Source organism: Caldicellulosiruptor sp. F32 (genome assembly GCF_000404025.1).
Classification (GTDB): Bacteria; Bacillota; Thermoanaerobacteria; order Caldicellulosiruptorales; family Caldicellulosiruptoraceae; genus Caldicellulosiruptor; species Caldicellulosiruptor saccharolyticus.
The window spans coordinates 1-12,604 of sequence record NZ_APGP01000107.1; the positions used below are offsets into that span (position 1 = coordinate 1).

A 12,604-nucleotide genomic window follows, 5' to 3' on the forward strand; every position below is an offset into this window, starting at 1 on the left:
GTGTATCTGTTCAATGTTTTCGATATCAATTGACCTCTTTTCAGTCTCTGTCTCAAAGTAAAGTGTGTTGTCTTTTCTTCTGAGTCTTCCATTTGAGGTTATGTAAAGTGTTTTTTGCATCAGACTTACCCCCAGCAAAATTCAAAGTATGCACAGGACTTGCATATCTTTTGCTTTGTAGCCGGCGGTGGAACTATCTGAGAGGTTATTTTTTCTATCTCGCTCAGTGCCTGTTTTACTTTTTGCTCATATTCAGGTGTAAGCTGTAAGATTTCTTTTTTGCGTTCCTTTGGATAGTTGATTATACCCTGCTTTTCTATCCCTTTTTGTTTTAGATAGTAAAGATAGTACATAACCTGCATAATATCAGCTTCTTTCATTTTGCTGCTGTACTTTACTTCTCTCACTGCCCCATCTGATAGAATGTCAATCATTATAAGATTATCTATCAAAACCTCTTTTGTCTCTTCTTTGGGATAAGAATACTCATGCAAAATCCTGCCAAGTAGGACCTTGTCAGACCGATTTTCAAATGTGATGTTTTTGCTAAAAAGCCAAAGCTTTCTTTTGCAAACATAAAGGTAGTTGATTTTAATGCCTTGGAATTTGAGGTCTTGTAGTTCTTGAATTTCTTCTGACATTTTGAAAGCTCACTCTCTTTTTGTAGTTTTTACCATATATCATCTTTTTCTGATTCCTTAGGTGGTAACAAGCCCAACTCGTCGTCATAATCACAATTTAAAATGAATATACCCAGCTTTTTGCTATACTCACTCGCTCCACCTTTTGCGAAAAAGTACACCGGAACTGTAACAGTGTACTTTCGAACAGCTGAAATTAGCTGCAGTTTCTCAACAGGGCTTAAAGATTTTGAACCTATTCTCTTCAGGCACTCTCTGATTGTTTCTTCATTTACCTCGAATACCTTCCTCGGTATACCTTCAACTGTAACTACATCCCTAAAAATCTTTTGAGCTTCAATTTTTCTATCTGCTTTAAATCCTAACTTCAAAAGTTCATATGCTTTTTTGAAACTCTTCATGAAATTAGTGTTTGAAAGTGCCTCAACATCATAGGCATATTCATTTAGCTCTTTTTTGTCATATTCTGTAATTTTTCTTCCGTCAAACCTTTTCAAAAACTCTTCTGTTCTAGTAACAATTTCTTTCTGATAAACTCTTCCAATTCCGCTTGGTTCCTTTGTTAGGATAATAACATTTGGTTTTTGCCCCTCATATGGTCTTTTCCTGTATACTCTCCCCATTCGCTGCAACAGTGAATCTGCAGAAGCCAGTTCCGTAAACAAAACGTCATAATCTATGTCAAGTGACGCTTCTACAAGCTGGGTTGAAATTACAATACTATTTTTTCTCTGGTTTGAAAGAATAAAATGTTCTTTTTGCCTTCTTTGCCCTTCCAAAAATCTTGAATGCAAAAGTTCAACCGGAACATCATCAAAATTCTTTATGCTTTCTTTTATAGCCTTATAAACTTCCTGTGACCTTTTTACTGTGTTGCATATTACAAGTACATTCTGTTGCTTCCCACAATTCACAATTTCATCTACACAATCTAAAATAGAAAGTGGTTTGACCGAAACAACATGCGACCAGCATTTTTTTAATTCCTCATCTGAATATGCCTGTAAATATTCAGAAATATCTCCAAGATACTTTAATACAAGAGGATTTACAGTAGCACTCATCAAGCAGAATCGTCCATTTAAATTTACTATTTCTTCTAACGTCTTTATTATAATTGCCAACGACTCTGGTGAATAGCTTTGTGGCTCATCAATTATAATCTTCGAGTATAAAAATAACGAATATATTTTCTCAAAACCAGGCCATTTTAAAGCAGATGTAAAAATCTGGTCGCCGGTTGTTACAATTATTGGAAAACTTAAATTCCTCGCAAGGTTTACATTGTCAAATAAGGATTCTAACTCTTGGACATCTTCAGCTGATTGTGAATACTTTTCAAGCAGATAAATCATACTGTCAGAATGCAATATTCCAACCTTATCACTACCAAAAATTCTCACCAGTCTTTCGTACATTGCGTTGATTGAAACACGAATTGGAAGTGTGTAAATTAACTTGCTTCTGCCTGCCCAGTTTAAGCCAAACTCTGTCTTACCACTGCCTGTGGGAGCAAATAAAATAACATTCTGGGTTGAGAAATCTAAAGCTTTTAGCTGAAATTCTTTAAAACCGGCAAAATTCCCTTTTTCTTTCAAGTAGCTCTCAACCTTATTTGAAAAATCGGTAATCTTTCCTTCTTCTGTACTAACTTCTGCAGAACTTGAATGATCAAGTCTATGAAGAAAACCTTTTAAAAGAATTCTCATAATTGCGTTTTTATTGTAAAGGTCGGTATAACTTTTGAGCATGACCTCTTTCAACCAGTCAATAGTTCTATATACATAGTTTGAACTCTTCTCTATTTCATCTTTGGTAGGAAATGAAGGAAGTTCTTTAAACAAAGGAAGTAATGTCTTGTTATTTAAATACTTTGAAACATCTTCACAAATATATTTTTCAAAATATTGGTAGTTGAAATCAAAGCCCCTGTCATGCGAAAATGCAATAGCAAAAAGCAAATTTTCAAAATCTTCTGGGCTGATATTCCCCTTGTCTATCTCATCTTCCAAATCCACAAAAGCTATTGAGATAAAGTTATGAGGTACCTCCACAGACAAACCCCTTACTTGAGGTACCTCATTTGATTTTGTCTTGTCTCTTATCTTTCTTTGAAAGTTTGAATTTGCCTTGCCCAAATCATGATATATTATTGCTAATTTTAGCAAATATTTGAACCTCTCAAGGTCAATCTGAAGTTTTTGAAAACCTTCTTTGATCTCCTCTCTATACTCTTTGAATAATTTTTCCATATTCTGCAGTAGTGTCATTGTATGCTCGTATATTGTCTGGTATTCATAACCTTTCTCAGTTTTAAATCGCTTTGCGTAAAGTTCTATATCCTCATAGGCTTTCATACTCATCATCACCTATTAAATCAATAAGAATATTTTCATCATCTACTAACAGCTTATCACTAACAGACATTATAGGGTTTAAATGTTGAAGATTTTCAAAATACACTACATCTTTTTTATTCGTAAATATCCTAAGACCATCTTTGGTTTTTATATAACGATTATTCAGTCTGAATCTAATTCCATCAACCCTCAACTTCTCCGCAGTACTTGTCTTTAGATACATCCCAATGTTAGGAAGATTATGCTTTACATACTTTCTATACTCTATAACTTGCGGTTCAAAGAACTTCACTTCATCCACTCTCAACAAGTCTTCTTTTCTTCCAAGTCCCCAGTAAGAATTAAAGATATTATGAGAAATCCTTTCTAAAATCTCTTGTTCTGCATTTACATGTATACATAGCTCCACATCAACAAGGTTGGTCACATATATAACGTCATTTATTACCCTCGCTGAGACATCTTTCAAAATTGGAGCTGAGGAGTCTTCTTTTCTTAATCTGTCAAATTTTATGATCCTTTGAATGTCATAAACGATGGAATTAAACTTTCCACAAATAGAAACAGCCATTTTGTAATATTCTCCATTTTTTGCCCCCAAGATATTGTGAAGCCAACCTTTTACAGTGGAAGGCGGAGGCAGAGGGTAAGAGTCTACTATTCCATATGAAAAAGGTTTTCTGAAGTTTGCAAAAGGTTGATAAAGTTTAATCTTCAGAAGTTTTTGAGACATCTTCAAACTGTCCCCTCTTTATAATATTTCTGTGCTTTCTCTTTTAAAGTTTCAAAGAAGTAATCAATTGTTCCACTTGAATCCGGCAAAAGTTTCTTTAGTTGTTCTTCATTTACAAAAAATCCTTCTATCAATCCTAATAAAGTATAATCATAAACTTTCTTACCATTTGGAAGAGTCAGTTCGCATGTGCTATTAAGTAACCTTGCATCAATTGCATAGCCAACGTCATCTTTTATGATCTTAATTCTGTTCAAGAAAAAGGGATTTTTAACTGGATAAAGTCCGCCTATTACAAAAAGTGGACTTAAATTCTCTCTTCTTCCCTTGATTTCTCTGCTCAAAAACTTTATTGCATCAAAGAGGGTATAAAGTCTTTTCAGTCTTTCTTCAATAGGCACCTCTTCAATGACATTTCCCTTCTCATCAAAGTCTCTACCTAATCTATCCAAATCAACTGAAACAGTATAGGTGTAAAGAGACTTATGCTGTTCAAGCTGATAAGGGTTTGGATTGGTATTTGCTCTTTTTGCTAAATTTAAATTGGTTGCAAATTCTATGTCGTTTTTATACTCTTCTAAAGAGACAGCAGGTGTTATTTTGACAACTGCTGTCCTTGTCTGTGCACCCTGCCCTTGTCCAGATGTCTTCATATAACCGAATAAATCTATTTCAGGGTATTGGGTGATTGTTGCTTCTTTTGTAAACTGCACAACCTGCTCATCTCCTGTTACAGGCGCTTCCCTGTACTCTGAATTTTCCAGCATAAATTTGTGTTTTTCATATCTCAATGCCTGTCTTGACATGTAAGTATACACCTTATTTTCTCTTGTGAGCTTTTTAAGTTCAGAGATATTCCCTACACTCTCTCCATAATTCAAGCTCATCGCTTCAAACACAACTGTAATCGTGATACCTGCATTTTTACTCATTTCTCCTCATCCTCCTCATTTTCTAATCTTTCATCTCTTTCACTTCCTAAAAGCCCGTTTACAAAGCTATATCCTAAAGCGCAAAAATTGTCTTTATCATTTATACACGAAACAAATAAAGCCGGTACTTCCATGTTATAGTTCATATAAGTTCTAATAACCAAATTCATAAAGGTGTTTATGTCACCAATTCTAAGTGCTGAAATCAAACGATATGCAAGGCTCGTTATCTTGTTTTCTGCACCTGATTTTAAGAATGTTTTCTTTAACTCCTGTCCAAAAAAGTACATCCTCCACAAACTTTTTTCATCCATCAACATTTCACCTCTTTTTATGCTTTTTAGAAATTTATATGTGATAATGTTAAACATTTGAAGCCTATAGGGTGAAAGGTTTGTTTTAATTTTTGAATTCACTTTTTTAGAGCTTATAAACTGACTTTCTAAAAATGATACAAACTGAAAGCTTAGCGTATTATTTAAAAACCTCTGCAAAAGCTCGTGGAAAGGATACAAGGTATTGTCTTTCACAGTTATTTTGGTTCCCACAACATTTTCAAAAAATTCATAATTGGAGGTTACAAATTCAGCCTTTTGCTTGGATATATTGAAGCCATAAACCTTTGGAGCAACTGAAGAGAGATCTATTTCAACAAAAAGAATGTTAGTTAGGGCAAACTTGCTTTCTTCCCTCAGTTTCAACAATAAGTAATCATTTATGAAGTTCAAAATTCCTTTGTCTTTGAGTAAATTTTCTTCTTTTGACATTATTTCCATAAACAATTTATTTGCTTGATATAGCTCCAAAACAGAAGTACTTTTATCTACAAAGTAAAACCTTTTGGTTTGTCCAACTCTAAATTCAGTCAGGGCCGCAAAAATACAGAAATACATAAGCTCACAGATTTCGCATATAGGCAGCTGAGGCTTAAAGTTCCAGAAGAAATTCTTGTTGTCTTTGTTTGCTCCAAGAAAATTCACAATCCCTGTGTTAAACATTGCACCTTTTTTAGCTTTTCTCTCACCGCAAAATATACAGGGATACTTCTTGTCCTCTTCATTGGCCTTCTCTATTATAGGTTTTTCAAAGTCGTTGTAAAACTTTTCTTTTAGGTTTTCTGTAATTTGCCTATTTAGAAAGCTTGCTTCACCATATACTGAGCTGACACTGTTCAAATAAACTTTTACATCGTTTTCCATAAACTCCTGTTTTCTATCTTCCAAAATCTTTATTATTGTGTTTACATAATCTACTGCTTCATTTTTATTAAATTTTTTCTCTAAACTGCATCCATATTCTTTCGCAACTCTGTTCAGTTTTGCAAAACCATTAACTCTATCTTTAAACTTTCTTACTCTCTCTCTCTGCTGTTCGTCTATATCACTTTGATTATTTAGTTGGGCCAGTAAATCTTTCCCTTCATTTATAATCTCATCTGTCCTTGGATACCTCTGATAAGCTTTCTTAAAAAACTTGTCGGAAAACCCTTGCAAACTTTCTCTTTCAAATTCAATGTAATTTGGTCCAATAGTTATAATGTTTTGAGAATCTATATCTTCTCCATCCAGCATAATCTCAATAAAACCTATAATCCCTGCATTATAAGCCCAATCACCTAAATAAACCCTCTCCTTCATTTTTTGCTATTCCCCTTTTATTTTTCATATTATTATCTCACCACTTCAATAAAACCAAACCCTTGTCCTCTTCTAAATCCAAGTCCATTTTGATAAATCTCTTTTAAATCATCAGGATGTCCTGATAGTTCAAATATACCGCCAAAGCCTGTAAGATACATAATTTCTTTGCCGGTGTTTTCTACAAACTCAGAAATTTTATGCTTTACAACAATCTTTTTGACATTTATTGGCTTGAAACTAATTCTTTTATAAAGTCCTCTATTTTGCCCTCGCAAAATTCTGATATTTCTAATTTCAAAGTCAATTACATCGTTCAAAACCTCTTCAAATCCTTCATCATAGGGTAAAATCGGAATTTTGTCATCTCCCTCTTTTTTCTCAATCACCACAGGTGAAAAGGTTTTGAAAGTCATAGTTGAAGAAAATTGTTCTGGTTCTTTTATAAGGTATGCCCTCCTGAGTTTGATTTCACAGTTATTAGTCAATTTATGAGGATATAGTTTGCTGCTGATTAAACTATTGTAGATATTGACAAAAAACTCATAATCGGAAGTTGAAAGGTTTAAAACTATATCTCCTCTGAACAGCACTTTATCGTCTGAAAAATTCATGTTGGGCAAATTTACCGCATAAACAAACGGCTTTTGCCACTTATTCTTTTTATCCTCCCACCAATAAAGTCTTTTGAAATACTCCTCATTGTATGATGATAGTGCTTTTTTTAAAAAAGCCATAAATAAGGTTCTATAATAAACTGGGAGTTCCTTGGTTTCGTTAAACCCATTGTGTACTTCAAATATAAATTTTGCTCTCATCTCAAACAATCTCTCCTTTTTTAACAAATTCTTGCGTTAAACTGTATTGTTTATTATATTTCGACATTAACTGTAAAAATCCTTCTTTTTCAAATAAAATTTTTAAAGGAGAACAAAGAATATGATCAAAACTATCCAAGCTCAAAATAAGAAATTTTTAAAGTTGTATTTACGTGATAAAAAAGATTATTGAAATACTAACTTAGAAGAAACGTTATAGAAGAAGACTAAGAAAATTTGATTTGTTTCAACAGCTCCATAGTCCAGATAAGACTGTATAAAAACAATGAAAGTTCTAAAAATAGTATCAATCGTTTACATCGCTCATAGTTCAGATAAAACAGGTCGATATCGAGGCGAGGCGGACTTGAAGGGTTAAGTTTACACCCCTCATAGTTCAGATACAATCGTAAGAAAGCCGGGCTTTATGCATTGCTTCTTGATGTTTACACCCCTCATAGTTCAGATACAATTCTCTTCAAGACGGCCTGTAAGTATTTTCAAATTGTGTTTACACCCCTCATAGTTCAGATACAATTCTTTTTAAAAGTTGGCGGAAGAAATTGATGTTGCTTTCATTATAGCTTATTTCATAAGTCTCTTCAAGAGGGGTATTTTGCAGCAAGGTGGGAGTTAAGGTTTTAGGATATTTTGAAAAATAGGCTCTATCCCTTGAGAGAAAAGTCTTTTTTAGGCTGAGCTTAAATTTATAGGTTTGCTGCAAAAAGGATAAAACTGGTTATGAAGCCTTTTAAACCTTTGACCATCCCTCACAATGCAAGCTGTTTATTTTTCATTCAACACTCCATTTTAAAATTTCCTATTTTACTTTACAAAAAACTCTACAAAAACCTCTAAAAAGACTATCCCAACAAAAGCACCAGCATGCAAAGTATAAAGCTATGTCTTGACAAAAGCTCCTCAAAAGTCTATCCTCATTCTTAAGCAACAATATTTAAAAAACCTTGTGAGGTGAACATTGATGAAGGTGGTTGCATTTAATGGAAGCCCAAGAAAGGAAGGAAATACATACCATGCTATAAAGATAGTGGCCGAGGAGCTGCAAAAAGAAGGAATTGAAGTTGAAATAGTGCAAGTGGGAGACAAAGCAATCAGAGGATGTCTTGCATGCGGCACGTGTGCTATAAATAGAAATGAAAGGTGTGTAATTGATGATGAAGTAAATGAATGGATTCAAAAGATGAAAGAAACAAATGGAATAATATTAGCTTCACCGGTTCACTATGCTTCAATTTCTGCAACAATGAAAGCATTTTTAGACAGAGCCTTTTATGTTGCCGGAGTAAATGGAAGTCTATTTAGACATAAGGTAGGGGCAGCACTTGTTGCTGTAAGACGTTCAGGTGGCATTACAGCATTTAACCAGCTCATGCAATATCTGAATTATGCTGAGATGTTAATTGCAACCTCTAACTATTGGAATGTTATTCATGGAAGGCTACCTGGCGAAGTTCTACAGGATGAGGAAGGAGTTCAGATAATGAGAGTACTTGGCAAGAACATGGCTTGGCTTTTGAAGCTTGTTGAAAATGGGAAAAGTAATGTAAAAGAGCCTGAAAAAGAACCAAAGATATTTACTAACTTTGTTAGATAAACTGAAAAACTTACACAGCTTAAAAAATAAAGTGTTAATCCTGTATGCTAATATTTAAGGTATTTATTGTTTTATTTACCACTATATTGTATAGTTTTAGTTGATCAGAATTTGGTGTTAGGCAAGCGTTTAATATTAATTTAATACAATTTAGTTTTTCTTAGTACAGCTCAGGTGTTTTTTAATCTTTACATGAATAAGAATTATTTTCAAGGATTGTTTTTTGCCCTAAACTTTAAAAGTGTATATCAGCTCAGAATAGTTAGAATATTCTACAAAAGATATGTAAAAGCAGTGATTATTGGTGCTGATTATTATCTTTACAATAAAATCAACATCGCGGTAATAAGTAAATACAAACATTGAAAGAAACCATTCGAACATTTGACATGGTGATGTATCATACACTGTGGCAGATTGAAATGTTCCAACCATCCCACACCTGGGTTTTCTTTCTTTATAAATTTTCTTATAAATCTTAACCCATTAAATGGAGACTAAACAAAAAAAAAGAGGTTGCCCTTCTTTCTTTTTGTGGGCAGCCTCTTTTTGAGTTTTTTATCTCAAATACCTAAGAGGATTTTGAGGAACACCATTTTTTCTCACCTCAAAGTGAAGGTGCGGACCTGTACTGCGTCCAGTTGAACCACTCTTTGCAATCAGCTGACCTTTTGCAACTTTCTGCCCTGGCGATACTAAAATCCTGCTAAGATGCCCATAATAGGTCTGATACCCATTTTTGTGATTTATAATTACAAGTTTTCCGTATCCACCTGACCAGCCTGTAAATTCTACAACACCGCCATCTGCTGCATACACATTTGAACCCCATGGCATAGCTAAGTCGATCCCCTCGTGGAACTCTCTTCCTCTGTAACCAAACCTTGATGTCAAAGTCCCCCAAGCAGGTAATGAAAACCTTCCTGTTGCAACGTACGCAGGTGGTTTTTTAGTCCCAACAACAACTATTCTTTCAACAGGCTTTTGGATAAGCTGCTGTGAGATAATCTGCCTGTCATATTCAAGCCCATTCATATAGACAATCTTTGCACGAATCTTTGCTCTGCCATCTTTACCTTCTTGTTTGACAATTGTTTGGGTGGTATAGTAGTTTTCTGATTTTATAACCTTTACTTCTTTGGGAAGCACATCCTCATATTCAACCTCTTTTTCCAGCATAACGTTTATTAGCGGGGTTGCTTTTGTAAGTTTTATTTTTTGCCCAGGCATAATTTTCTCTGAAAGTCCTGGGTTTGATGCAAATATATCATCCACTGCAAGATTATATTTTCTTGACAGATCCCAAAGAGTATCTCCTTCCTTGACTGTATATTCTATTACCTGGTCTTTTCCAAACATAATCTTTGTTAAGGCAGTAGCTTCGTCAGCTACTTTAATAGCTGGTGAGACATAAACTGGTTTTATCTCTACCTTCTCTAAGAATTTTGCCTGCGATGCCTTGTCATTATAGTAGACCTTTTTTAGCTTGTTAAGAATGTTATTTGGAGTTTGTGGATTTTCAAATACAAAATATGGTTTTGAATTAACAAAAATAGCATACCTTTTTACAAGGACCTTTCCCTTTTCTATGATAGTATTTTTCAGCTCATCAACCCTTGTCTCACGATATTGACCAGGCTCAATGCTCCTTAGTTGAAGCTTACTTTGTAAAATGAAACTGTCTGTATTGTGTCTTTCCTCTACTTCTTTTTTAATCTGGGTAAGAAGGTTTTGTGCTTCAGTCTTGTCCTTTACATACCCTACAATCTGATTGTTCAAAACAACTGCGTACGCTTTTTTGTATGTAGAAGGCATTTTGTTGATTAAAAATAATATTACAATCATCAAAATCAAGGTTGAAAATATCTTTGCCTTCAGAACTATTTCGGTGTAATTTGGCGCCTTTTTGATATACTTTAGCCCCATTAAAATTCTATAAACCTCAGAAACTGCATCTTCAAAGATGTGTGAAAGTTTATTATGTATCTCTTTTGAATATAGGGATTTAATTTTATCTAAACTTAAAAATCTATTTGAAGAAGTTTTATTCCTCTCAGCACTTCTATCCTTTTTGAATTTTTTCTTATCAACCTTTTTGTTGCTCTCCAGCTTTAACTGTAAAAGTGTTTTGTCCTTACCCTCAGCCTTTGCTACTTTTTCACCAGTGTCTTTAATCTTTTCTTTTATCTCAGCTTGAATATTTTTAGGAACAAACCTTGCTTTTTCTTTATCTGGCACGGCGGCTGTGGCAGCTGATTTACTTTTTTGCGTGTGCTTTGCCACAAAAACACCCCCTTACAAAAACAAAAAGGGTATTAATAATACCCTTATATAATTTATACTATGTTGAGTATGCAAAACACTATACTTTAATTTTAATTTAGATTGTTTGATGTGTCAAAGGTAAATATTGTTCAATTTTTTGTATTTAGGTTAAAAAAGAGAAAAGGGGGAGGGAGTTTATCGCCCCATAAATACCCTATCTCCGCTTCTAAAAATCCCCTCTACATTTCTTATACAATTGGTTTTTCTCTCACTTTAATGGTATGCTCTTGATATCAGGTAGCTCATCTTTTGTGATTACATAGTCGCTGTTGTAAATCTTTCTTAGCATATGATTGTCGTTCCATTCATCGTTGTATTTGCTGCCTGTCATAACATAGTTTCCTGCCCATACAGAGAACCACAGCCACGAAACACCTTCTTGTTTTAGCACAGCCGGGTCAGGAATAGTTCCGCACTCAGAAAGTGCTATCATCTTGTTTGCATTTGTGTACTTGAGAGCCTTCACAAACCTCTCTGTATATGGGGAGTACTGAGCTTTTTCCTCATATATATCTTCTGCAATTATATCAACATACTGATCTCCCGGATACCAAGCCGCATCCTGACCATTCCATACCCAGATAAGGTTGTTAAGCTTGTGATAGTTTACGAGCCTGTCAAACATAAGCTTCCAAAGCTTTATATATGGCTCTGGTCCTTTAGCTCCCCACCAGAACCAACCGCCAGACGCTTCGTGCAGTGGTCTGAAGAGAACCGGTACCCCTTCTTTTTGAAGTTTCTTGAGCTGCTCAGCAATTGCATCTATATCCCTTAAAATCAGTTTGTACTCAGTTGAATTAGGATTGTCCATAGCTTTCTTTACATCAAATGTTGTAGCTTCTGTGTAAAAGCCTCTCCACCACTCTTTGCCCGGCTGGTCAATAAGACCTGTTGGAGCATTCCAATGCCAGCAAAACGCAACTATGCCGCCACTCTTCCACCATTTAATTGCCTCATCCACATCTGTGCCTCTTGCACCGTGTTCTACCCTACTTGGTGAGTAGTCCATGAAATCGAAGCTTCTGACAGCTGGGTATCTTTTTGTGACATTAAAAATCATCTGAACTTCTTTGCCTTCACCGCTGCTCTGCTGACCGGATAAAATCTTTTCACCGTAAATGCTCGCCAAATAATTCATAAGTCTCTGTGCATTGGGATGTGGATTAGGCGTTACTAACTTTGAAGAAACTGAAAGCTTTGATTTATTTGCCGCAACAATCTCTTCTATCACAAAATAGTCAACCGCAATTGTGTATCCACCAGATTTTTGCAGTGATATTGTGTGGTCACCTGCTGTTAAATAAATCTTCTTTCTTATAACCACTTCCTGGAACTTACCCTTTACGTTTGGAACCTTCGCTCCGCCTTTCAAATCACCATCTATCCAGATATCAATACTACCATCCTTTACAAGCCCAAGCGTTGAGATTGCAAGAGTAAAGATGTAATGTCCTGTCTTTGGAACTTTTATGTTATAGAGTGCATTTCCCATGTTGTTTCCAAACAACAGTATATAGCCTTTCCCAGAAAACTTTGCATTTTC

General features: G+C 34.8%; 11 protein-coding genes. 2 read left to right on the forward strand and 9 right to left on the reverse strand.

The annotated features are described in order from the left end of the window. The 7 genes from H964_RS12425 to cas6 form a co-directional block, all read right to left on the reverse strand. On the reverse strand, positions 1-120 hold a 120-nt coding region (locus tag H964_RS12425; protein ID WP_193353825.1), incomplete at its 3' end, for a CRISPR-associated endonuclease Cas1. A gap of 5 nt (positions 121-125) precedes the next feature. Continuing rightward, complete coding sequence (cas4, locus tag H964_RS09635) at positions 126-641, reverse strand: CRISPR-associated protein Cas4 (protein WP_039767110.1); 516 nt, start codon at positions 639-641, stop codon at positions 126-128. A gap of 29 nt (positions 642-670) precedes the next feature. Then, a complete protein-coding gene (gene cas3 / locus H964_RS09640) occupies positions 671-2,998 on the reverse strand; it encodes a CRISPR-associated helicase Cas3' (RefSeq protein ID WP_237738269.1) in 2,328 nt (775 codons plus the stop codon). Beyond that, complete coding sequence (gene cas5b / locus H964_RS09645) at positions 2,985-3,734, reverse strand: type I-B CRISPR-associated protein Cas5b (protein WP_039767115.1); 750 nt, start codon at positions 3,732-3,734, stop codon at positions 2,985-2,987. Before cas5b ends, cas3 begins: the two co-directional genes overlap by 14 nt. A gap of 2 nt (positions 3,735-3,736) precedes the next feature. After that, positions 3,737-4,666 carry a type I-B CRISPR-associated protein Cas7/Cst2/DevR gene (gene cas7i / locus H964_RS09650; protein WP_011917898.1) on the reverse strand — a complete coding sequence of 310 codons (930 nt, stop codon included), beginning with the start codon at positions 4,664-4,666 and terminating at the stop codon, positions 3,737-3,739. Beyond that, positions 4,663-6,303, reverse strand: a complete 1,641-nt coding sequence (gene cas8a1, locus H964_RS09655) for a type I-B CRISPR-associated protein Cas8b1/Cst1 (RefSeq protein WP_039767118.1) — start codon at positions 6,301-6,303, stop codon at positions 4,663-4,665. The genes cas7i and cas8a1 overlap by 4 nt, the downstream gene beginning before the upstream one ends. A gap of 32 nt (positions 6,304-6,335) precedes the next feature. Then, positions 6,336-7,121, reverse strand: a complete 786-nt coding sequence (gene cas6, locus H964_RS09660; RefSeq protein WP_011917900.1) for a CRISPR-associated endoribonuclease Cas6 — start codon at positions 7,119-7,121, stop codon at positions 6,336-6,338. Between the two features lie 982 nt (positions 7,122-8,103). On the opposite strand from cas6, the gene H964_RS09665 reads away from it, so the two are divergent. Both H964_RS09665 and H964_RS12430 read left to right on the forward strand, forming a co-directional pair. After that, positions 8,104-8,736 (forward strand): flavodoxin family protein, encoded by a 633-nt coding sequence (locus tag H964_RS09665; RefSeq protein ID WP_039767121.1) that lies wholly within the window; start codon positions 8,104-8,106, stop codon positions 8,734-8,736. Between the two features lie 192 nt (positions 8,737-8,928). Then, entirely contained in the window at positions 8,929-9,102 is a 174-nt protein-coding gene (locus H964_RS12430; RefSeq protein WP_156823682.1) for a hypothetical protein, read from the forward strand. Between the two features lie 192 nt (positions 9,103-9,294). On the opposite strand, the gene H964_RS09670 is transcribed toward H964_RS12430, so the two are convergent. Together H964_RS09670 and H964_RS09675 are read right to left on the reverse strand one after the other, a co-directional pair. Then, positions 9,295-11,019: a peptidoglycan DD-metalloendopeptidase family protein gene (locus H964_RS09670; RefSeq protein WP_039767124.1), complete on the reverse strand. Its 1,725-nt coding sequence runs from the start codon at positions 11,017-11,019 to the stop codon at positions 9,295-9,297. A gap of 250 nt (positions 11,020-11,269) precedes the next feature. Beyond that, on the reverse strand, positions 11,270-12,604 hold a 1,335-nt coding region (locus H964_RS09675; protein ID WP_156823683.1), incomplete at its 5' end, for a glycosyl hydrolase.